This window comes from Enterobacter cloacae complex sp. CDL013, from assembly GCF_049238805.1.
GTDB classification, from domain to species: domain Bacteria; phylum Pseudomonadota; class Gammaproteobacteria; order Enterobacterales; family Enterobacteriaceae; genus Enterobacter; species Enterobacter hormaechei_C.
Genome location: NZ_JBMKGT010000008.1, coordinates 1 through 21,475, shown reverse-complemented (window position 1 = coordinate 21,475; position 21,475 = coordinate 1). Strand labels below are relative to the sequence as shown.

Annotated in this window: 20 protein-coding genes; 8 read left to right on the top strand and 12 right to left on the bottom strand. The window is 54.2% G+C overall.

Going from position 1 to position 21,475, the window contains the following annotated elements:
• Positions 1-4 precede the first annotated feature (4 nt).
• From atpF to asnC, 8 genes are all read right to left on the bottom strand, one after another.
• On the bottom strand, positions 5-475 hold the full coding sequence (gene atpF, locus ACOTXD_RS17070) for a F0F1 ATP synthase subunit B (RefSeq protein ID WP_003862370.1): 471 nt from the start codon (positions 473-475) through the stop codon (positions 5-7).
• Between the two features lie 48 nt (positions 476-523).
• Positions 524-763, bottom strand: a complete 240-nt coding sequence (gene atpE / locus ACOTXD_RS17065; RefSeq protein WP_000429386.1) for a F0F1 ATP synthase subunit C — start codon at positions 761-763, stop codon at positions 524-526.
• 49 nt (positions 764-812) lie between these two features.
• Entirely contained in the window at positions 813-1,628 is an 816-nt protein-coding gene (gene atpB / locus ACOTXD_RS17060; protein WP_003862373.1) for a F0F1 ATP synthase subunit A, read from the bottom strand.
• Positions 1,629-1,636: 8 nt separating this feature from the next.
• Entirely contained in the window at positions 1,637-2,017 is a 381-nt protein-coding gene (gene atpI, locus ACOTXD_RS17055; RefSeq protein ID WP_003862375.1) for a F0F1 ATP synthase subunit I, read from the bottom strand.
• A gap of 616 nt (positions 2,018-2,633) precedes the next feature.
• Positions 2,634-3,257 (bottom strand): 16S rRNA (guanine(527)-N(7))-methyltransferase RsmG, encoded by a 624-nt coding sequence (rsmG, locus tag ACOTXD_RS17050; RefSeq protein WP_003862377.1) that lies wholly within the window; start codon positions 3,255-3,257, stop codon positions 2,634-2,636.
• Positions 3,258-3,364: 107 nt separating this feature from the next.
• Positions 3,365-5,254, bottom strand: coding sequence for a tRNA uridine-5-carboxymethylaminomethyl(34) synthesis enzyme MnmG (mnmG, locus tag ACOTXD_RS17045; RefSeq protein WP_003862379.1), 1,890 nt, complete (start codon positions 5,252-5,254; stop codon positions 3,365-3,367).
• A 374-nt stretch (positions 5,255-5,628) separates the two neighbouring features.
• A complete protein-coding gene (gene mioC, locus ACOTXD_RS17040) occupies positions 5,629-6,078 on the bottom strand; it encodes an FMN-binding protein MioC (RefSeq protein ID WP_003862381.1) in 450 nt (149 codons plus the stop codon).
• 90 nt (positions 6,079-6,168) lie between these two features.
• On the bottom strand, positions 6,169-6,627 hold the full coding sequence (asnC, locus tag ACOTXD_RS17035) for a transcriptional regulator AsnC (RefSeq protein ID WP_003862383.1): 459 nt from the start codon (positions 6,625-6,627) through the stop codon (positions 6,169-6,171).
• Positions 6,628-6,778: 151 nt separating this feature from the next.
• Between asnC and asnA the strand changes: the two genes are divergently transcribed.
• Positions 6,779-7,771 (top strand): aspartate--ammonia ligase, encoded by a 993-nt coding sequence (gene asnA, locus ACOTXD_RS17030; protein ID WP_003862385.1) that lies wholly within the window; start codon positions 6,779-6,781, stop codon positions 7,769-7,771.
• On the opposite strand, the gene viaA is transcribed toward asnA, so the two are convergent.
• Together viaA and ravA are read right to left on the bottom strand one after the other, a co-directional pair.
• Positions 7,772-9,223 (bottom strand): ATPase RavA stimulator ViaA, encoded by a 1,452-nt coding sequence (gene viaA, locus ACOTXD_RS17025; protein WP_023315068.1) that lies wholly within the window; start codon positions 9,221-9,223, stop codon positions 7,772-7,774.
• Positions 9,217-10,713 (bottom strand): ATPase RavA, encoded by a 1,497-nt coding sequence (ravA, locus tag ACOTXD_RS17020; protein WP_003862389.1) that lies wholly within the window; start codon positions 10,711-10,713, stop codon positions 9,217-9,219. The genes viaA and ravA overlap by 7 nt, the downstream gene beginning before the upstream one ends.
• 222 nt (positions 10,714-10,935) lie before the next feature.
• On the opposite strand from ravA, the gene kup reads away from it, so the two are divergent.
• From kup to rbsR, 7 genes are all read left to right on the top strand, one after another.
• Positions 10,936-12,804 carry a low affinity potassium transporter Kup gene (gene kup, locus ACOTXD_RS17015; protein ID WP_003862390.1) on the top strand — a complete coding sequence of 623 codons (1,869 nt, stop codon included), beginning with the start codon at positions 10,936-10,938 and terminating at the stop codon, positions 12,802-12,804.
• Positions 12,805-13,029: 225 nt separating this feature from the next.
• Positions 13,030-13,449: a D-ribose pyranase gene (gene rbsD / locus ACOTXD_RS17010; protein WP_003862392.1), complete on the top strand. Its 420-nt coding sequence runs from the start codon at positions 13,030-13,032 to the stop codon at positions 13,447-13,449.
• A 7-nt stretch (positions 13,450-13,456) separates the two neighbouring features.
• Complete coding sequence (rbsA, locus tag ACOTXD_RS17005; protein ID WP_126501164.1) at positions 13,457-14,962, top strand: ribose ABC transporter ATP-binding protein RbsA; 1,506 nt, start codon at positions 13,457-13,459, stop codon at positions 14,960-14,962.
• A gap of 4 nt (positions 14,963-14,966) precedes the next feature.
• Positions 14,967-15,932, top strand: coding sequence for a ribose ABC transporter permease (gene rbsC, locus ACOTXD_RS17000; protein WP_003862395.1), 966 nt, complete (start codon positions 14,967-14,969; stop codon positions 15,930-15,932).
• A gap of 27 nt (positions 15,933-15,959) precedes the next feature.
• Complete coding sequence (gene rbsB / locus ACOTXD_RS16995; protein WP_003862397.1) at positions 15,960-16,850, top strand: ribose ABC transporter substrate-binding protein RbsB; 891 nt, start codon at positions 15,960-15,962, stop codon at positions 16,848-16,850.
• A 108-nt stretch (positions 16,851-16,958) separates the two neighbouring features.
• Positions 16,959-17,888: a ribokinase gene (rbsK, locus tag ACOTXD_RS16990; RefSeq protein ID WP_003862399.1), complete on the top strand. Its 930-nt coding sequence runs from the start codon at positions 16,959-16,961 to the stop codon at positions 17,886-17,888.
• A 3-nt stretch (positions 17,889-17,891) separates the two neighbouring features.
• Complete coding sequence (gene rbsR, locus ACOTXD_RS16985) at positions 17,892-18,884, top strand: ribose operon transcriptional repressor RbsR (RefSeq protein WP_072200116.1); 993 nt, start codon at positions 17,892-17,894, stop codon at positions 18,882-18,884.
• Here the strand turns inward: rbsR and mdtD are convergent.
• Both mdtD and ACOTXD_RS16975 read right to left on the bottom strand, forming a co-directional pair.
• The gene (gene mdtD, locus ACOTXD_RS16980) at positions 18,850-20,283 is read right to left on the bottom strand and encodes a multidrug transporter subunit MdtD (protein WP_003862403.1); all 1,434 of its coding nucleotides are present in this window, start codon (positions 20,281-20,283) and stop codon (positions 18,850-18,852) included. The two genes, rbsR and mdtD, sit on opposite strands and share 35 nt — an antisense overlap.
• Positions 20,280-20,987: a FadR/GntR family transcriptional regulator gene (locus tag ACOTXD_RS16975; RefSeq protein ID WP_003862405.1), complete on the bottom strand. Its 708-nt coding sequence runs from the start codon at positions 20,985-20,987 to the stop codon at positions 20,280-20,282. Before ACOTXD_RS16975 ends, mdtD begins: the two co-directional genes overlap by 4 nt.
• Positions 20,988-21,475: the final 488 nt, after the last annotated feature.

The following is a 21,475-nucleotide window of genomic DNA, read 5'->3' as shown; positions in this document are numbered from 1 at the left end:
CTCCTTACAGTTCAGCGACAAGTTTGTCCACGATGTCGCTGTTAGCAGCTTCATCCACGGAACGTTCGATGATCTTCTCGGCGCCAGCAACAGCCAGAATCGCAACCTGCTTACGCAGTTCTTCACGAGCACGTTTACGCTCAGCTTCAATTTCAGCCTGAGCCTGTGTCACGATCTTAGTACGTTCCTGTTCTGCTTCAGCTTTGGCTTCGTCCAGGATCTGAGAACGGCGTTTGTTAGCCTGTTCAATGATTACCTGAGCTTCAGCTTTCGCTTTTTTCAGCTGGTCTGTCGCGTTGGCCTGTGCAAGGTCCAAATCTTTCTTAGCGCGTTCTGCGGAAGCCAGACCGTCAGCAATTTCTTTCTGACGTTTTTCGATGGCAGCCATTAAAGGCGGCCATACATACTTCATGCAGAACCAGACAAAGAGAATAAACGCGATGGCCTGGCCGAGGATTGTTGCGTTCATGTTCACAGCACAATACCTCTTAAATTTCTGTGGCTTGGGGTTTTAAAACAACTACTACGCGACAGCAAACATCACGTACAGACCCAGACCTACAGCGATCATTGGGATTGCATCCACCAGACCCATAACGATAAAGAACTGAGTACGCAGCAGAGGAATCAGATCAGGTTGACGCGCTGCGCCTTCCAGGAATTTGCCCCCGAGGATGCCGATACCGATCGCAGCACCGATAGCCGCCAGACCCATCATCACAGCGGCAGCCATGTACAGCAGATCCATATTCAGGTTTTCCATGACAGTCTCCAGTTTGTTTCAATTAAAACGTAGTAGTGTTGGTAAAAAATCAGTGCTCTTCAGACGCCATCGACAGATAGACGATCGTCAGAACCATGAAGATAAAGGCTTGCAGCGTAATGATCAGGATGTGGAAAATGGCCCATGGCACATTCAGAATCCACTGTGACCACCACGGCAGAAGACCCGCGATCAGAATGAAAATCAGCTCACCCGCATACATGTTGCCGAACAGTCGCAGACCCAGTGAAACAGGTTTGGACAGCAGGCTAACGCCTTCCAGAATCAGGTTGACCGGAATAAACGCCCAGTGGTTGAACGGCTGCAAGGTAAGCTCTTTCACAAAGCCGCTTACGCCTTTCATTTTGATGCTGTAGAACAGAATGAGGATAAATACGCCCAGCGCCATCGACAGGGTGATGTTCACGTCGGCAGACGGAACCACGCGCAGTGCAGGCAGGCCGAGTACGTGCTCACCGATCCAAGGTAAGAAATCGATAGGCAGGAGGTCCATCAGGTTCATCAGGAAGACCCAAACGAACACGGTCAGGGCCAGCGGAGCAATCAGTTTGCTCTTACCATGGTACATATCTTTCACGCTGCCATGGACGAAGCCGATGATCATCTCGATGAACGTCTGGAATTTCCCTGGAACACCGCTGGTCGCCTTTTTAGCAACGCTGCGGAACATGGCCAGGAACAGAAGACCCAAAACCACCGAGAAGAACATGGAGTCGATGTTGATCGTCCAGAAGGTGGCCGGGGGGTTATGTGGATCCACCAGCGAGAATGTACGCAGGTCCAGCTGAAGGTTATTCAGATGGTGACCTATGTAATCCTGCGGCGTCATATTTTCTGAAGCCATGATGCCTTTTACCCTTTGTTATTGATTACAGCTGGAGCCAGAACTTGTACCACCAGCACCAAAACCCACGTTGCTATCAGCGGCATGAATACCACTTTCAAAACCGCCAGCGCCATCACCAGTAGAGCAAAGGTCAGCAACACCTTACACACTTCGCCGAGAGCGAAGGACCAGGCCACGCGGCCTTTGGCAGGTGTATGCGCCTGATGACGCCAGGCAAAAATCATAAACAACACGTTTGGCAGAACCACCGCCAAACCTCCGCACGCGGCGGAGATGCCCCAGAAGGGGTCTTTGAGGCTAAACAGCAGTCCACTTGCTATCACAGCCAGAAACTGAATGAACAGAAGCTTACGAGCAACGTTTCTACTCAAGAGCGACACAGACATCACGTTTTTACTCCTGCTCCCTTCGAGGTATGCCGCGTGTCGTATAAAACGTCCTTTAAGGCTCAGAGTCAAGCATCAAAAAGCGGTCAAATTATACGGTGCGTACCCGTGATTTCAAACATTAAGTAGCGAAAAGGTGAATAAATGTTTAAATATTTTTCCCCAGTCCTATTTTTCAACTTTTGACCCAAGCGTTGACCTTCAGGCAAAACTGCAAACAGCGCGGAAACGTTGGTGATAAAGCGTGCACGAGATCACAAAATACACATTTGCGATAAAATGGTATTTATCAAAGACGTAAAACGATTAATTTCATCTGCATGAAATTAAAGCAAAAAAACCGCAACTATTTTTAAAACAGAGCCGTATACAACAAAAACCTTTTATTGACATTCTTAATAAATATTTAACATTCCATTCTTGTTGCTTTTACCCACTTTTAGCAGACTGATAATTTCATGGTTGACTATCCTCTGAGTGAACGAATCACGTCAGGTTAACCATAAGAAAATCCATGGTAACAACAAGGTTAAATTAACGACGACCAAATCAGACTGAATGTGCTGCTTTTTAACACGATCAGAACAGCACAAATTCCACATTTTTTATTAATTTTTTAAAAAGTGTTTGGCTTAATTATCACCAGATGACGCTCACCTTCGAGCTGAGGGATCTGGAGTTTCTCAATAGATTCGACAACAAAACCGTCCGGAAGCTGCTCGATTTCGTCCCCCGGAAGTTGCCCTTTCAGCGCATAAAAACGCCCCTTCTCCGCTGGCAGGTGTTTGCACCAGCTCACCATGTCATTGAGTGAGGCAAACGCGCGGCTGATAACACCGTCAAACGGTGGCTCTGCCGGGAACTCCTCTACCCTGCTCTGTACGGGCGTAATGTTTTCCAGCTTCAGCTCATGCTGAACCTGGCGTAAAAAGCGTACGCGCTTGCCCAGGCTGTCCAGCAGCGTGAAATGACTCTCCGGTCGAACAATAGACAACGGAACGCCCGGCAAGCCCGGACCGGTGCCCACATCGATAAAACGTTCACCGTTCAGATACGGCGCCACGACGATGCTATCGAGAATATGGCGAATCAGCATCTCGTTGGGATCGCGTACGGAGGTGAGGTTGTACGCTTTATTCCATTTGTTCAGCATATCGACATAGGCCACCAGCTGATTTTTCTGGTGATCGGTGAGCGAAATACCTGCCTGTTCCAGCAGACGAGAGAGTTTATTGAGCACGGTGGATACCTGTTGAGAAACTTAAGTGGCGGGTGGCGCTTCGCTAACCCGCCCTACGGGTTCAGTAGGCCCGGTAAGCGCAGCGCCACCGGGCTATTTACAGAGCATTACGCGCTACGGCGCAGCATGCCCTGCTTTTTCAGCCACACCAGCAGAATCGAAATCGCGGCAGGTGTGACGCCAGAGATACGTGAGGCCTGGCCAATCGACACAGGTTTGTGATCGTTCAGCTTAGCGATCACTTCGTTGGAAAGGCCCGTCACCTGACGGTAGTCCAGCATTTCCGGCAGCAGCGTGTTTTCGTTGCGCTGCTGTTTTTCGATCTCATCCTGCTGACGCGCGATGTAGCCTTCGTACTTCACCTGAATTTCGACCTGCTCGGCAGCTTCAGCGTCTTCAAGGCCCGGTGCGAACGCCGTCAGTTTGACCAGATTCTCGTAGGTGACTTCAGGACGGCGCAGCAGATCTTCCCCACTGGCTTCGCGCGACAGCGGTGCTGTTAAGTGAGCATTCACTTCAGCAGCAGTTTCCGCCTGCGGATTCACCCAGGTGGTTTTCAGGCGCTGACGTTCCTGTTCAATGCGCTCCAGCTTCTCGTTGAAGCGCGCCCAGCGCTCGTCATCCACCAGACCCAGCTCGCGGCCCACCTCGGTCAGACGCAGATCGGCATTGTCTTCGCGCAGCATCAGGCGATATTCCGCACGAGAAGTAAACATGCGGTACGGTTCTTTGGTCCCCAGCGTGCAGAGATCGTCGACCAGAACGCCCAGGTAAGCCTGAGAACGCGCCGGTGCCCAGCCCTCTTTCTCGGCAGAGAAGCGAGCGGCGTTCAGACCGGCCAGCAGCCCTTGCGCGGCAGCTTCTTCGTACCCGGTGGTGCCGTTAATCTGGCCTGCGAAGAACAGACCCTGAATGAATTTGCTTTCCAGCGTCGGCTTCAGGTCACGCGGATCGAAGAAATCGTACTCAATAGCGTAGCCAGGACGAACGATCTTCGCGTTTTCCATGCCCTGCATTGAACGCACAATCTGCATCTGCACGTCGAACGGCAGGCTGGTGGAGATGCCGTTCGGGTAAATTTCGTTAGAGGTCAGCCCTTCCGGTTCGAGGAAGATCTGGTGCTGATTACGATCGGCAAAGCGCATCACTTTGTCTTCGATCGACGGGCAATAACGCGGGCCAATCCCTTCGATCACACCAGCATACATTGGGCTGCGATCGAGATTATTGCGGATCACGTCATGGGTTTTTTCATTGGTGTGCGTGATGTAGCACGGCACCTGCTGCGGATGTTGCGCCGCATTGCCCATGAACGAGAACACCGGCATCGGGTTATCGCCGTGCTGCTGTGCCAGCACGCTGAAATCAATGGTGCGCGCATCAATACGCGGCGGCGTGCCGGTTTTCAGGCGGCTTACGCGCAGCGGCAGCTCACGCAGACGACGAGATAACGGAATTGACGGCGGATCGCCAGCACGACCACCGCTGTAATTGTCCAGACCAATATGGATTTTACCGTCCAGGAATGTCCCGACCGTCAGCACCACCGCTTTTGCGCGGAATTTGAGACCCATTTGGGTCACGGCACCAACAACACGATCGTTCTCCACGATAAGATCTTCTACCGCCTGCTGGAAGATCATCAGGTTCGGTTGGTTTTCCAGCGCGGTGCGCACAGCCTGACGGTAAAGCACACGGTCTGCCTGTGCACGGGTGGCGCGAACAGCCGGACCTTTACTCGCGTTTAGTATCCTAAACTGGATGCCTGCATGATCGATCGCTTTCGCCATCAGGCCGCCAAGTGCATCCACTTCTTTTACCAGGTGTCCTTTCCCAATGCCGCCAATCGCCGGATTACAGGACATTTGTCCCAGCGTGTCGATATTGTGTGTCAAAAGCAGGGTCTGCTGACCCATTCGCGCTGCGGCCATTGCGGCCTCAGTGCCTGCGTGACCCCCGCCAATGATGATGACGTCAAAAGGATCCTGATAAAACATGGTGGTCTGCCTCGTGTAAAGCGGTATGAAAATGGATTGAAGCCCGGGCCGTGGATTCTACTCAACTTTAGTCTTTCGAGAAAGCATTGGGATCCTGGGCTATTAAAAAGAAGATCTTTTTATTTAGAGATCTGTTCTATTGTGATCTCTTATTAGGATCGCAGACCTTTGTGGATAAGTCCGATCCCATAAATAAGATCATGCAGTTAGGAAGAATCGTTTGCTGTGAATGATCGGTGATCCTGGACCGTATAAGCTGGGATCAGATCGCCACTTTATACACAGGTCAAAAACTAAACCAACGTTGTTATTTGGATAACTACGGCTTAATACGAGCTTTTAACCAGAGTTATCCACATCTGATCGCACGATCTTTAATCGTTTTTGAGTAAATTTTTCCATTCCGCGAGCCAGATCTCGGCTGGATCTTCGGGAATATCATGATCGAGGATATTGATCTTCAGCGTTTCACCCAGCTGTTTTGCTCCGCAGGCGGTCACCGCAGCTTCTACTTTCTCTATGGCGCCACAGAAAGTGTCATATTCACGGCTGCCGATCCCCACAGCGCCAAACCGGACGTTTGACAGATCGGGCTGTTGTTCCAGCAGTTCGTCATATAAAGGTTGCAGGTTATCTGGCAGATCGCCCGCGCCGTGCGTGGAGGTGATCAGCAGCCAGACCCCGTCAGTCGGGAGATCTTCCAGCAGCGGTCCGTGCAGCGTTTGTGTAGAAAAGCCCGCGTCTTCCAGCTTCTCAGCCAGATGTTCCGCTACATATTCCGCACCGCCCAGGGTGCTGCCGCTGATAAGAGTAATGTCCGCCATTGATCGCTCGCTCAGATAAAGAGGCGGCCATTGTACGCTGTGAACGAGCTGGGATCTACCTGTGGAAAATGTGGGAATGAAATTGCCCGATCACGGGCGGATAGTACGCATGATCGGGTTTTGCAGGGAGATCAGTGTTTCAGTGGACTGAATTTCATCGATTGTTTGGATCTTGTTGATAAGTACCTGCTGGAGGGCGTCAATGGATCGGCACATGACCTTTATAAAGATGCTGTAGTGCCCGGTGGTGTAGTACGCCTCGGTGACTTCATCCAGCGCGTTCAGTTTCTCCAGCGCGGAGGGGTAATCTTTGGCGCTTTTCAGAATAATGCCAATGAAGCAGCAGACGTCGTAGCCGAGTTGCTTCGGGCTGACATCAATGCGTGCGCCGGTGATGATCCCGGCCTGCTTCATTTTCTCTACGCGAACGTGAATGGTCCCCGGGCTGACGCCAAATTGTTTCGCCAGTTCGGCATACGCGGTGCGTGCGTTGGCCATGAGCGCTTCCAGAATGCCGCGGTCCAGATTGTCGATCTGATAATTTTCCATAGGTTTTTCTTATGAAGATTAATGATTCCTTCTATTCTAGCGTCTTATTTTAACGAATCAAAAGTGAAGGAGGCTTTTTGTTAATGAGTTATTGAATTAAGCGCCTGTTCTGTTGCTTAATCAGTATCAACAGGACGCAGGAGTATAAATAATGAAAACCGCTTACATCGCAAAACAACGCCAGATCAGTTTCGTTAAATCCCATTTTTCCCGCCAGCTGGAAGAGAAGCTTGGCCTTATTGAAGTTCAGGCGCCGATTCTGAGCCGCGTGGGTGACGGGACGCAGGATAACTTGTCTGGTTGCGAAAAAGCGGTACAGGTAAAAGTGAAAACACTGCCAGACGCCCAGTTCGAAGTGGTTCATTCCCTGGCGAAGTGGAAGCGTCAAACCCTGGGACAACACGACTTCAGCGCGGGCGAAGGGCTTTACACGCACATGAAAGCCCTTCGCCCCGATGAAGACCGTCTCTCCCCAATTCACTCTGTCTACGTTGACCAGTGGGACTGGGAGCGCGTAATGGGTGACGGCGAGCGCCACGTTGGCACGCTGAAGTCTACCGTTGAGGCGATCTACGCCGGGATCAAAGCGACCGAAGCGGCCGTAAGCAAAGAGTTTGGTCTGGCACCGTTCCTGCCGGAAACGATCCACTTTGTTCACAGTCAGGAATTGCTGAGCCGTTTCCCGGATCTGGATGCCAAAGGCCGTGAACGCGCGATTGCCAAAGAGCTTGGCGCGGTATTCCTGATCGGCATTGGCGGAAAATTGTCTGATGGTAAACGTCACGACGTCCGTGCGCCGGATTACGATGACTGGAGCACAGTGGGCGAAAGCGAATATGCTGGTCTGAATGGCGATATTCTGGTCTGGAACCCGGTTCTGGAAGATGCGTTTGAACTCTCTTCAATGGGGATCCGCGTGGATGCTGAAGCACTGAAGCGTCAGCTGGCCGTGACCGGTGATGAGGATCGTCTGCAACTGGAATGGCACCAGGCGCTGCTGCGCGGTGAAATGCCGCAGACCATCGGCGGTGGTATTGGCCAGTCTCGTCTGACCATGCTGCTGTTGCAACTGTCCCATATCGGTCAGGTGCAGTGTGGGGTCTGGCCGCAGCAGGTACGTGAGAGCGTAGGTTCTCTTCTTTAATTAACGTCGCCAGCGTCTGAGCAGGCGGCTACGCAACCCGGTATCAAAGCGCCAGATATGATCGAAGATGCGCATGATGCCGGGTTTTCCATGTGCAGACATCGCCACGGCATGGAAACGGTGCTGGTGCACGCGCTGCATCTCCTTCACTTTATTCACGACCTCGTCCGGCAGCCGCTGGGCAATAAAATCGGAAATCACCACCGCATCCGCGTCGTACCAGTCACCGCCCTGCATGCGCTCAATGATACTGCGAAAACAGCTGGCCAGATCGGTGCCGCCGCGAAAGCGCTGGCTTAAAAAGCGGATCGCCTGCTCCAGCCCCTGCGGGCTGGTCAGTTCATACCCCACCACTTCGCTGGAAAAGAGCATGATGTAGCAGCGACGACGATCGGCGAGCGCCACGCGCATCAGGGCCAGGCAGAACGCTTTTGCGCACTGTTCATTAAAGCCCCCCATCGATCCGGACGTATCGACGCAAACAATGAATGGGCCGCGCGGTTGCTCATCAAAATCCTGGTGCACCACCGGACGCTGGCTGATCTTCTCGCGCCAGGCTTCGCCATGCAGTCGATAGGTAATGAGCTGTTTTTCCACCAGCCGACGATAAAACTCATACTCCAGTTCGGTCATTCCCAGCGTGCTGAGTTCCGTAGGCAGCAGACGCAGGATGTCATCGCTTTGCTGTAACCCGTCCACCTGCTCCGGTACGGTGGAGGGCTCGCGTACCAGCGTTCGGAAGGTCTCCATCGGCGCATCTTTCTTTGGGACCGACCGGGCCTCCCGGGAGCGGCCGAGCTGTTCTGCGAGCTTCATCAGCTCCGGCTGTTGCGCCAGAAAGTCGCCGTACTTCACGATCAGCTGATAATCGCCCCGCTTTAACTGGCCGGCACTCATATCCCAGAGTCGACCAGCGGCGTTTTCATTCTCCACCAGCACCTGTTCTAACTGGCCGCTCAGGGTCATTCGCTCCTGGACCTCACTGAGCAACTGTTCGCGCTCTTCGTCCAGCAACTGCTGATTGAGGGCCGTGGCCTGGACCACAAGGCTCAGTCGCCAGCGCTGTAAAAACAGCGTATGCAGGGCGGGAGTGAAGCTGGGGTTGTCCGTGACCAGCGCTCTGGCCTGGCTGGCAAACGGGGAGTGAACGTTATCAAGCAGCGTCAGAGTTTGCTGTAGCTGGGCAATAAACTGCGGCGTTGAAAGCCGCTGGCACTGCTGGTAACCAGCCACTTCCTCTGTCAGTTCCGGCGGGACTTCCGTCTCCTTAAACCGCTGGCGCAGGTTATCGCGCCAGCGGGGAAGATCGTCCGTCATTGCTTTTCGGAGCTTCGGGAATTTTTCAAAGAAGGCCGCCAGCTGCGGTGAAGCGAGCAGGGTAATGACGACCTCTTCGATCAACCCTTCCTCGCTAACCGCCAGCATGACGTTAAGCGTGTCCAGCGTTAGCATTGACGCGCCTGTTTAATCTGCGCGCTGACATCCTGCAAGCTGGCTTCAATGCGACCTAACCAGTCGCTATGGATAAAGAGGCATTTCTGCTGCTCGCTGAAGCGGGTGTGCTGCTGATGCCATTCGTTATCCAGCGCGTCGAGCTGCTGTTTGATCTCCTCCGGCACAGTGTCGGAGGCCGTGCCCGGCAGAGCCAGGCGCGATCCCTGAAGGCTGACGTCGCGGATCACAAGGTGCTGGCTGCTGTCGACTTCCATCGACAACGGCTGTGCAAAGCCGATACCGTTGAGTTTACCGCGGATCTCACCGCCCTTATCCAGCCACTGAACCAGCGCAACGCGTTCGATAGTCACATGCACAACCTGCATATCATGAAGCTTCAGCGGCTGCTGAAGAAGAAGCGTGAGCGAGGCGTCAGTCAGCCCGGCTGGCAGTTCGTAGTGCGGTTTACGGGCAAACATCCCGCCAAGACGGTTCACCTTCAGCGCGGTTTTGTCACTTTGCTGCTGCTGGAGCTGAAGGCGACGTTGAGCAATCGCCCCCAGTTGATTAAGCATGGATTGCTGACCCCACGCGTGTCCGGTCATCAAAACGTCCAGCTGCTGCTGCATCAGATTCATCCCTTCTGCGTCATGCCACAGGCAGTCTTTCAGCAGGATCAGATCGATGGGAGCGACAGCATCGCGGCCGCTAAACAGCGCGCTTGCCTGGAGCAGACGAATGGCTTTTTTCCAGCGACGATCGGAGACGTACGGCGCGGAGGGCAGTAAATCAAGCTGCTGGCGCAGCATGAAGATCAGCTCAAAAACGGGATCAGGCAGTTTTATCTTGCCGATCTCCTCCTGCCACTGGTGGTATTCCTCGTCCGTGACCTGCAATGACGCTGCCACCGGATTTTCGTTTTCATCCTGCTGGCTTACCAGCATAGAACGGAAGTTTGATTTATCCTGGACTTTATCCAGCCACAGGCGGATCAACATACGGTCATACAGCGCTTCCAGGCTGCTGTCGGCTTCGGGCAATTCGTTTGACGCGGCCACCAGCAGGCGCATGGGGATCTTCTCTTCGCTGGCGCCGTTGCGGAATCGGCGTTCGTTAATTGCCGTCAGCAGGGTATTCAGAATGGCCGGGCCGGCTTTCCAGATCTCATCAAGAAAGACGATTTCCGCTTCCGGGAGATAGCCCGCCGTCAGACGTTCATAGCGTCCCTCATCTTTTAGCGCCTGAATGGAGAGTGGGCCGAAAACTTCTTCCGGCGTGGAGAAGCGCGTCATCAAATACTCGAATGCGCGCGCGTTCTGGAAAGCGAATTTGAGGCGGCGTGCGATCAGACTTTTGGCAATGCCCGGCGGCCCCAGCAGAAACACGCTTTCCCCGCTCAGCGCCGCCAGTAAACAGAGGCGAATGGCGTGGCTACGCTCGTAAAGGCCTTTTTCCAGCGCACTGCTGAGACGGGAAATTCTTTCTGCTAATAAATGTGAGTGAGCCATAATAGTTTTGCATCCTTTCGCCGTCGTGGCGGCTAATTGAAGCGAGTATAGACGTTTCGGTCTGGCCTGGTAATAGGCTGAAGTGCGGCGCTATTTTCTTTGCGCTACATTAATGTGGCTGCATTTAGGGGTACGATTTTGCATTGAATCGTGCATACTGTGCGCTTTTTGTGGGCCAAGGGACTAAGCACACATTTGTTATTCAAACGAAAAGACTAGTCTATGAGCACTGATAATAAGCAATCATTACCCGCAGTAACGCTTGCGGCGATCGGGGTTGTCTACGGTGATATCGGCACCAGCCCGCTTTATACGCTTCGTGAATGTCTGTCCGGTCAGTTTGGTTTTGGTGTAGAGCGTGACGCCGTATTTGGTTTCCTCTCGCTCATCTTCTGGCTGCTGATCCTGGTGGTCTCCCTTAAGTATCTCTCTTTCGTTATGCGGGCTGATAACGCGGGCGAGGGCGGTATTCTGACCCTGATGTCCCTTGCCGGGCGCAATACGTCTGCAAGAATGACCTCCGTGCTGGTCATCATTGGCCTGATTGGCGGCAGCTTCTTCTATGGAGAAGTCGTGATTACGCCGGCGATTTCGGTAATGTCGGCCATAGAGGGGCTGGAGATTGTCGCGCCACAGCTTGATACTTGGGTGGTGCCACTCGCTATTATCGTGCTGACGTTGCTGTTTGCTATACAAAAACACGGTACCGGGCTGGTGGGTAAGCTGTTCGCGCCTATTATGCTGGCCTGGTTCCTGATCCTGGCGGCGCTGGGCTTACGCAGTATTATCGCCAACCCGGATGTCCTGCACGCGCTGAACCCATTGTGGGCGGTGCATTTCTTCCTGGAATATAAAGTGGTGTCGTTTGTGGCGCTGGGCGCGGTGGTACTTTCCATTACCGGTGTTGAAGCGCTGTATGCGGATATGGGCCACTTCGGGAAACTCCCTATTCGCGTCGCATGGTTTAGCGTGGTCTTGCCTTCACTGGTGCTGAATTACTTCGGTCAGGGCGCGCTGCTGCTTGCACACCCTGAAGCGATTAAAAACCCGTTCTTCCTGCTGGCGCCGGACTGGGCGCTGGTTCCGATGCTGATCCTGGCGACGCTGGCGACGGTCATTGCCTCTCAGGCTGTCATTTCCGGCGTATTCTCCCTGACGCGTCAGGCCGTGCGGTTGGGTTATCTCTCCCCAATGCGCATTATCCATACCTCAGAGATGGAGTCTGGCCAGATCTACATTCCGTTCGTCAACTGGCTGCTCTACTTCGCGGTGGTGATTGTCATCGTCAGCTTTGAGCACTCCAGTAATCTGGCGGCGGCGTACGGTATCGCGGTAACCGGAACGATGGTGTTGACCTCTATTCTCTCCACCACCGTGGCGTACCGTAACTGGCACTGGAATAAGTTCCTCGTGGGGCTGATCCTGGTTGGCTTCCTCTGTATCGACGTGCCGCTGTTTTCTGCGAATCTCGACAAGATTGTCTCCGGTGGCTGGCTGCCGCTGACGCTGGGTCTGGTGATGTTTATTGTGATGACGACGTGGAAGAGCGAACGTTTCCGCCTGCTGCGTCGTATGCATGAGCACGGTAACTCTCTGGAGGCGATGATTGCCTCGCTGGAGAAATCCCCACCGGTGCGCGTGCCGGGCACGGCGGTGTATATGTCTCGCGCGCTGAACGTAATCCCGTTTGCGCTGATGCATAACCTCAAGCACAACAAAGTGCTGCACGAGCGCGTGATCCTGCTGACGCTGCGTACTGAAGATGCGCCGTACGTTCACAACGTGCGTCGCGTACAGATTGAACAGCTGTCGCCAACCTTCTGGCGCGTGGTGGCAAGCTACGGCTGGCGCGAAACGCCGAACGTGGAAGAGGTGTTCCACCGCTGCGGTCTGGAAGGCCTGAGTTGCCGCATGATGGAGACGTCGTTCTTTATGTCCCACGAGTCGCTGATCATCGGCAAGCGCCCATGGTATCTGCGCCTGCGCGGCAAGCTGTATCTCATTCTGCAACGTAACGCCCTGCGTGCGCCTGACCAGTTTGAGATCCCGCCTAATCGCGTGATTGAGCTGGGCACGCAGGTCGAGATTTAAGACTCCGTGCGGGCTGATGCCCTCACCCCGACCCTCTCCCACAGGGAGAGGGCGCAACCATAAAAAACGGTAACCTGACGGTTACCGTTTTGCATTTACCTCCTCTGCATTTCACTTAGCGAAACGTTTCGACGTTGATCACAAATCCGTTACGTCATGATGGTTTTCTGAACACTTCTGCGGCTACACTGTTTTTAGCGAAACGTTTCGCTAGTGGAGCAAAAAATGAAGAAAGGCACAGTACTCAACTCAGAAATCTCATCGGTGATTTCCCGTCTTGGGCATACCGATACGCTGGTGGTTTGCGATGCAGGCTTACCGGTTCCGCGCAGCACAACCCGTATCGATATGGCGTTAACGCAGGGCGTACCCTCGTTCATGCAGGTACTGGAAGTGGTCACCGCGGAGATGCAGGTTGAGGCGGCCATTCTCGCCGCGGAAATCAAACAACATAATCCGCAACTCCACGAAACGTTGCTCAGCCACATTGAGCAACTGCAACAGCACCAGGGAAACACCATAGAAATTCGTTACACAACGCACGAGCAGTTCAAACAACAAACCGCAGACAGTCAGGCGGTGATTCGCAGCGGGGAGTGTTCCCCGTATGCGAATATCATTCTCTGTGCTGGCGTCACCTTCTGAGGCCATCATGGACGCATTACTGCAACTCAAAGGGATCGATAAATTGTTCCCGGGCGTAAAAGCCCTCTCCGGCGCGGCGCTGAACGTCTATTCCGGGCGCGTCATGGCGCTGGTGGGCGAAAACGGCGCCGGCAAATCCACCATGATGAAAGTGCTGACCGGTATCTACCAACGCGATGCCGGTTCGCTGCTGTGGCTGGGTAAAGAGACCACCTTCAACGGCCCTAAATCCTCTCAGGAAGCGGGCATCGGCATCATCCACCAGGAGCTGAACCTGATCCCGCAGCTCACCATTGCGGAGAACATCTTCCTCGGCCGTGAGTTCGTGAACCGGTTTGGCAAAATCGACTGGAAAACCATGTATGCCGAAGCGGACAAACTGCTGGCGAAGCTGAATCTGCGCTTTAAGAGCGACCGACTGGTGGGCGACCTTTCCATCGGCGATCAGCAGATGGTGGAAATCGCGAAGGTGCTGAGCTTCGAGTCGAAGGTCATCATTATGGATGAACCGACCGACGCCCTGACCGATACCGAAACCGAATCCTTGTTCCGCGTGATCCGTGAGCTGAAATCCCAGGGCCGCGGCATTGTCTATATCTCACACCGCATGAAAGAGATCTTCGAAATCTGCGACGACGTCACCGTCTTTCGCGACGGGCAGTTTATTGCCGAGCGCGAAGTAGCAACCCTGACCGAAGATTCGCTGATCGAAATGATGGTGGGACGTAAGCTCGAAGATCAGTATCCACATCTGGAGAAAGCGCCGGGTGAGATCCGCCTGAAGGTGGATAACCTCTGCGGACCGGGCGTGAATGACGTCTCCTTTACCCTGCGCAAGGGCGAGATCCTTGGCGTCGCGGGCCTGATGGGGGCGGGGCGTACTGAACTGATGAAAGTGCTCTATGGCGCACTGCCGCGCACCAGCGGCTACGTTACCCTTGACGGTCATGAAGTGGTCACCCGCTCGCCGCAGGACGGGCTGGCGAATGGCATCGTCTATATCTCTGAAGACCGTAAGCGCGACGGCTTAGTGCTGGGCATGTCGGTAAAAGAGAACATGTCCCTGACTGCGCTAGGCTATTTCAGCCGCAGCGGCGGCAGCCTGAAACACAAAGATGAGCAGCAGGCGGTCAGCGATTTTATCCGTCTCTTTAACGTTAAAACCCCATCGATGGAGCAGGCGATTGGCCTGTTGTCCGGCGGTAATCAGCAGAAAGTGGCGATTGCCCGCGGGTTGATGACGCGCCCGAAAGTACTGATCCTCGATGAGCCCACCCGCGGCGTGGACGTGGGCGCGAAAAAAGAGATCTATCAGCTGATTAACCAGTTCAAGGCCGACGGTCTGAGCATCATTCTGGTCTCTTCCGAGATGCCAGAAGTATTAGGCATGAGCGATCGCATTATCGTCATGCATGAAGGGCATCTCGGCGGTGAATTCACTCGCGAGCAGGCCACCCAGGAAGTTCTGATGGCTGCCGCTGTGGGCAAGCTTAATCGCGTGAATCAGGAGTAAGAAGATGACTACCCAGGCTGTTTCTGGTCGCCGCTATTTCACAAAGGCATGGCTGATGGAACAAAAATCGCTGATTGCCCTGCTGGTGCTGATCGCGATTGTCTCGACCATGAGCCCGAACTTTTTTACCGTCAATAACCTGTTCAACATTCTTCAGCAGACCTCTGTCAACGCCATTATGGCGGTGGGGATGACGCTGGTGATTTTGACCTCGGGTATCGATCTGTCCGTCGGTTCCCTGCTGGCCCTCACCGGCGCGATCGCCGCGTCGATTGTCGGTATTGAGGTCAACGCGCTGGTGGCCGTTGCCGCTGCGCTGGCGGCAGGTGCGGCAATTGGCGCCGTAACCGGCGTAATTGTGGCGAAAGGTCGCGTTCAGGCGTTCATCGCCACGCTGGTGATGATGCTGCTGCTGCGCGGTGTGACCATGGTGTACACCAACGGCAGCCCGATTAATACCGGCTTTACCGATAACGCCGATCTGTTTGGCTGGTTCGGTATCGGTCGCCCGCTGGGTGTCCCGACCCCGGTCTGGATCATGGCTATCGTTTTCCTGGCGGCGTGGTACATGCTGCACCATACCCGTCTGGGTCGTTATATCTATGCGCTGGGCGGTAACGAAGCGGCAACGCGCCTGTCCGGTATCAGCGTTAATAAAGTCAAAATTATCGTTTACTCCCTGTGCGGCCTGCTGGCGTCTCTGGCGGGCATCATCGAAGTGGCGCGCCTCTCTTCCGCACAGCCAACGGCGGGTACGGGCTATGAGCTGGATGCCATCGCGGCAGTGGTTCTGGGCGGTACGAGCCTTGCGGGCGGTAAAGGTCGCATTGTTGGGACATTGATCGGCGCACTGATCCTCGGTTTCCTGAATAATGGTTTGAATTTGTTAGGTGTTTCCTCCTATTACCAGATGATCGTTAAGGCAGTGGTGATTTTGCTGGCGGTACTGGTAGACAACAAAAAACAGTAACTGACGACACTACAGGACATCTTAGATATGAACATGAAAAAACTGGCTACCCTGGTTTCTGCTGTCGCGCTGAGCGCAACCGTAAGTGCTAACGCCATGGCGAAGGACACCATCGCGCTGGTTGTCTCTACCCTGAACAACCCGTTCTTCGTCTCCCTGAAGGATGGCGCGCAGAAAGAAGCAGATAAACTGGGCTACAACCTGGTGGTGCTGGATTCTCAGAACAACCCGGCGAAAGAGCTGGCTAACGTTCAGGACTTAACCGTTCGTGGCACCAAAATCCTGCTGATCAACCCAACCGATTCCGACGCGGTCGGTAATGCCGTGAAGATGGCAAACCAGGCGAAGATCCCGGTAATCACCCTTGACCGTCAGGCAACGAAAGGGGATGTGGTCAGCCACATTGCGTCTGATAACGTACTGGGCGGAAAAATCGCCGGCGACTACATCGCGAAGAAAGCCGGTGAAGGCGCGAAAGTGATTGAGTTGCAGGGTATCGCCGGGACTTCCGCGGCCCGTGAACGTGGTGAGGGTTTCCAGCAGGCTGTAGCGGCGCACAAATTCAACGTGCTGGCGAGCCAGCCGGCAGACTTCGACCGTACAAAGGGTCTGAACGTCATGCAGAACCTGCTGACCGCGCATCCTGATGTGCAGGCGGTATTCGCACAGAACGACGAAATGGCGCTCGGTGCGCTGCGTGCGCTCCAGACTGCGGGTAAATCAGATGTGATGGTTGTCGGATTTGACGGCACGCCGGATGGTGAAAAAGCAGTAAATGATGGCAAACTGGCTGCGACCATCGCTCAGCTGCCTGAGCAGATTGGCGCGACAGGCGTGCAAACTGCCGATAAAGTGCTGAAGGGCGAAAAAGTTCAGGCCAAATATCCTGTTGACCTGAAACTGGTCATTAAGCAGTAAAGGCGATTCAGGCAGTCGCTGGCTGCCTGAGGGACACCAAATAAAAGAAAAGTGTGGCATACGCCACCGGGTAATACCGGTGGCGCTCTCAGATGGACACCTCAATACATGAAAACCGCAGGCAACCTCGTCGTCCTTGGCAGTATCAATGCCGATCACATTCTTAACCTTGAAACGTTCCCCACTCCGGGCGAAACCGTCACCGGCAATCAGTATCAGGTGGCGTTCGGCGGTAAGGGCGCAAACCAGGCGGTTGCCGCCGGACGCAGCGGGGCGAATATCGCGTTTATCGCCTGTACGGGTGATGACGATACCGGCGAGCGCGTACGCAAACAGCTCGCAAGCGACAACATCGACATCGCACCCGTCAGCGTGGTTGCAGGGGAATCTACCGGCGTGGCGCTGATTTTCGTCAATGCGGAAGGTGAGAATGTCATCGGTATTCATGCAGGGGCTAATGCCGCGTTAACGACTGAACGCGTCGAAGCGCAGCGTGGAATCATCGCCGGAGCGGAAGCCCTGCTGATGCAGCTGGAGTCACCGGTTGAAAGCGTGCTGGCCGCTGCGAAAATTGCGCATGAAAATCATACCTCTGTCGTACTTAACCCGGCACCTGCCCGTGTATTATCAGACGAGCTGCTGGCGCTGGTGGATATTATCACCCCGAACGAAACCGAAGCGGAAAAGCTGACGGGTATCCGTGTCGAAAATGATGACGATGCAGCGCGTGCCGCGCTTGCGCTGCATGATAAAGGCATCGGCACCGTGATCATCACCCTCGGCAGCCGTGGGGTGTGGGCTAGCGTCAATGGCGAAGGTCGTCGCGTGCCGGGCTTTAAGGTCAAAGCCATTGATACCATCGCCGCAGGAGACACCTTCAACGGTGCGCTGGTAACGGCGCTGCTGGAAGGAAAAGCAATGGATGACGCGATCCGCTTCGCGCATGCCGCCGCTGCGATCGCGGTGACGCGCAAAGGCGCTCAGCCTTCTGTTCCATGGCGTAAAGAGATTGATGAATTCTTAAGTCAGCAGGGGTAACGCTTGGCCACAATGAAAGATGTCGCCCGTATGGCGGGCGTTTCTACCTCGACTGTTTCCCACGTTATCAATAACGATCGCTTCGTCAGCGAGGCGATTCGGGAGAAAGTTGACGCTGCAATTAAAGAACTCAACTATGCGCCGTCTGCGCTGGCCCGCAGCCTGAAGCTCAACCAGACGCGCACCATCGGCATGCTGATCACGGCCAGTACCAACCCTTTTTATTCTGAACTGGTGCGCGGCGTGGAGCGCAGCTGCTTCGAGCGCGGCTACAGCCTGGTGCTGTGTAATACCGAAGGCGATGAGCAGCGCATGAACCGTAACCTGGAAACGCTGATGCAAAAACGCGTCGACGGGCTGCTGCTGCTCTGTACCGAAACGCATCAACCTTCGAAAGAGATCATCCAGCGCTACCCTTCTATTCCCACGGTGATGATGGACTGGGCGCCGTTCGACGGCACCAGCGATCTGATCCAGGATAACTCGCTGCTGGGCGGCGATATGGCGACTCAGCATCTGATCGATAAAGGTCATACCCGCATTGCCTGTATTACCGGCCCGCTGGATAAAACCCCGGCGCGCTTGCGTCTGGAAGGCTATCTTTCGGCCATGGAACGTGCGGGGCTTGCCATTCCTGATGGCTATTGCATCACCGGCGATTTCGAATTTAACGGTGGATTTGAAGCAATGCAGAAACTGCTGGCGCAAGAGCCGCGCCCGCAGGCGGTGTTTATCGGTAATGATGCGATGGCATTCGGAGCTTATCAGGCGCTTTATCAGGCGGGATTACGTGTCCCGGACGACATGGCGATCGTCGGTTACGATGATATCGAACTGGCGCGCTACATGACGCCGCCGCTGACCACCATCCATCAGCCGAAAGATGAACTGGGCGAGCTGGCCATCGATGTGTTGATCCACCGCATGGCCCAGCCCACGCTGCAACAGCAACGTTTGCAGCTTACTCCTGTTCTGATGGAACGCGGTTCGGTTTAGCCTTCTCTTTGTGACGCTCTTTAATCAGGTTCCGGCCGTCTTTTGGTTTTAACAACATAAAGACCACCGCCGATACCACGGTAAGCGCGCCCATGGTGATAAAGGTATAGTGGAACTGCTCAACGGTATTAGTACCGTCAAACCCTTCATAAAACCGCAGTACCGCCGCGCTTACGGCAACCCCGAGGCTGATCGACAGCTGTTGAGTGACCGCCAGTACGCTGTTGCCGCTGCTGGCATTCTCGTCGGTGAGGTCCGCAAGGGTGATGGTGTTCATCGACGTAAACTGCGTCGACATGGCCATACCCAGCACAAACAGCGGCAGGATCAGCATCCAGATTGGTAACGCCGCAGATTGCAGAGAGAACTGCGCAATCATCAATCCGATAAAGATCGTCACGCCAACCAGCGTCTTACGATAGCCAAACCAGCGCAGCACCTGCGTGACCGTCGATTTTGCCAGAATCGAGCCCATCGCCGTGGGCGCCATCATGCAGCCAGCAATCAGGGCCGGATAGCCGAAACCGACCTGGAGCATCAGCGGCATCAGGAACGGTACGCAGCCCGTGCCCAGACGCGAGGCAATATTGCCCGCGATCCCGACGGAAAACGTTCGGGTGTTAAACAGAGATAAAGAGATAAGCGGTGTCGGATGGCGACGCGCATGACGTATATATAGAAGGAACAGCAGAATCCCGCTAAGGATGACGGCCAGCGCCAGCCACGTCGCTACGATTTTCTCGCCAAACAGCTCCATCCCGCTGGAGAACAGGACCAGGCTCAGGCCAAACAGGAAGAAGCCGCCCATATCGAAGCTGCGTCTTGGCGTGGTGAAGTTCGGCATATATTTACGGGCATAAATCAGCCCTGCCACACCAATCGGAATATTAATCAGGAAGATCCAGTGCCAGCTTGCCCAGGTCACCAGTACGCCACCGAGAACCGGGCCAAGTATCGGGCCGACCAGCCCCGGCATAGTCACAAAGTTGAGCACCGGGAGCAGTTCGCTGCGCGGATAGGCGCGCAATAACGCCAGACGCGCGACGGGCATCATCATCGCGCCGCCTATCCCCTGTAGAACGCGGAAGATAACCAGTTCCGTCAAAGAGGTGGAGAGGGCGCAAGCCAGAGAACCGAGGGTGAACAACGTCACCGCCAGCATGAATACTTTACGCGTGCCGAAACGATCGGCCAGCCAGCCGCTGACCGGAATAAGCATCGCCACCGTCAGGGTGTAGCTGATGATGGCGGATTGCATCGCCAGCGGGGAGCGGTTAAGGCTTTGGGCTATGGCGGGAAGGGCGGTATTGAGGATAGTGGCATCAAGTGCCTGCATAAAGAACGCCATGGCTGCAATCCACGGCAATCCGGCCATACTGCGTGCTTTTTTCTCTGTCATTTATTTACCTGCTGGTGGGTTGGCGCGGCCAGCAACGCCTGGCACGCACTCAGGGCTCGCTGCCCGTCGCTCTCCTGAATGGCATCGACTATCGCCTGATGCAGATCCAGCTTCACCACCTCATCCTGTGTGATAGAGGTAAAGTAAGTGTGGTACACAGAATGGAATAAAGAAGCAAAGGAGGTCAGGAAAGGATTTCCGCTCATATTATAGATATGTTCATGCCAGGCCATATCGACCGCTATCCAGCGCTCGCGGTTAAAGTGCTTTTTCAGATCCACCATCTCTTCCATCAAAGTATTGAGCTGCGCTTTTTGCTCTGCTGTGCCGAGCGTGGCGGCAAGCAGACAGGCCTGAGGTTCAAGACTGCTGCGCATGACCAGAAAGTGATCGACGACCTGATTAAAGTTATCTTCGGTCATCCACCAGGTGAGCAACTCCTGATCGAGAAAGTTCCAGTTTCCCTGAGGCATAACGCGGGTGCCAATGCGCGGGCGTGGAAGCACCATCCCTTTCGCCGTTAATGTTTTTACCGCTTCGCGAACGGCTGTACGGCTAACGCCAAACTGATCTCCCAGCTCCATCTCGCTGGGCAGGATGCTACCTGGAGCATATTTACCCGCTAAGATCAGCTGCGCCAGTTTCTCTGCCAGCACATAGGACAGGTTTTTTTGAGCTGCCAGCTGTTGTGCGCTTAATGGCATCGCTTTTATTCCTTAGATATTGATGCGGCTAATTATGCCATCTCAGGTGTGATTGTGGTTGCAGATACATCAAATAGAACAATTTGTAGCTGGATCTCATCGCTTTTGGTGAAAAAAAACACGGTCAGAAATTTTTTTTAAATTTCCTCTTGTCACTTCAGAAGAACTCCCTATAATGCGCCTCCACTGACACGGAACAACGGCACACACGCCGCCGGGTCAGCAGAGAAAAGCAAAACAAACGCTTGACTCTGAAGCGGGAAAGCGTAATATGCACACCCCGCGCCGCAGCGAAAACGAAGCGGCACTGCTCTTTAACAATTTATCAGACAATCTGTGTGGGCACTCAAAGTGACATGGATTCTTAATGTCCTCGGACACTAAATGAATACCAAGTCTCAACGAGTGAACACGTAATTCATTACGAAGTTTAATTCATTGAGCATCAAACTTTTAAATTGAAGAGTTTGATCATGGCTCAGATTGAA

What these genes read in the sequence shown, in the direction of transcription:
- rbsD (WP_003862392.1), top strand. Translation starts at nt 13,030, where the DNA reads ATGAAGAAAGGCACAGTACTCAACTCAGAAATCTCATCGGTGATTTCC.
- kup (WP_003862390.1), top strand. Translation starts at nt 10,936, where the DNA reads ATGAGCACTGATAATAAGCAATCATTACCCGCAGTAACGCTTGCGGCG.
- atpI (WP_003862375.1), bottom strand. Translation starts at nt 2,017, where the DNA reads ATGTCTGTGTCGCTCTTGAGTAGAAACGTTGCTCGTAAGCTTCTGTTC.
- rbsK (WP_003862399.1), top strand. Translation starts at nt 16,959, where the DNA reads ATGAAAACCGCAGGCAACCTCGTCGTCCTTGGCAGTATCAATGCCGAT.
- ACOTXD_RS16975 (WP_003862405.1), bottom strand. Translation starts at nt 20,987, where the DNA reads ATGCCATTAAGCGCACAACAGCTGGCAGCTCAAAAAAACCTGTCCTAT.
- mdtD (WP_003862403.1), bottom strand. Translation starts at nt 20,283, where the DNA reads ATGACAGAGAAAAAAGCACGCAGTATGGCCGGATTGCCGTGGATTGCA.
- viaA (WP_023315068.1), bottom strand. Translation starts at nt 9,223, where the DNA reads ATGCTAACGCTGGACACGCTTAACGTCATGCTGGCGGTTAGCGAGGAA.
- rbsA (WP_126501164.1), top strand. Translation starts at nt 13,457, where the DNA reads ATGGACGCATTACTGCAACTCAAAGGGATCGATAAATTGTTCCCGGGC.
- rbsC (WP_003862395.1), top strand. Translation starts at nt 14,967, where the DNA reads ATGACTACCCAGGCTGTTTCTGGTCGCCGCTATTTCACAAAGGCATGG.
- asnC (WP_003862383.1), bottom strand. Translation starts at nt 6,627, where the DNA reads ATGGAAAATTATCAGATCGACAATCTGGACCGCGGCATTCTGGAAGCG.
- atpB (WP_003862373.1), bottom strand. Translation starts at nt 1,628, where the DNA reads ATGGCTTCAGAAAATATGACGCCGCAGGATTACATAGGTCACCATCTG.
- atpE (WP_000429386.1), bottom strand. Translation starts at nt 763, where the DNA reads ATGGAAAACCTGAATATGGATCTGCTGTACATGGCTGCCGCTGTGATG.
- mnmG (WP_003862379.1), bottom strand. Translation starts at nt 5,254, where the DNA reads ATGTTTTATCAGGATCCTTTTGACGTCATCATCATTGGCGGGGGTCAC.
- asnA (WP_003862385.1), top strand. Translation starts at nt 6,779, where the DNA reads ATGAAAACCGCTTACATCGCAAAACAACGCCAGATCAGTTTCGTTAAA.
- ravA (WP_003862389.1), bottom strand. Translation starts at nt 10,713, where the DNA reads ATGGCTCACTCACATTTATTAGCAGAAAGAATTTCCCGTCTCAGCAGT.
- rbsB (WP_003862397.1), top strand. Translation starts at nt 15,960, where the DNA reads ATGAACATGAAAAAACTGGCTACCCTGGTTTCTGCTGTCGCGCTGAGC.
- mioC (WP_003862381.1), bottom strand. Translation starts at nt 6,078, where the DNA reads ATGGCGGACATTACTCTTATCAGCGGCAGCACCCTGGGCGGTGCGGAA.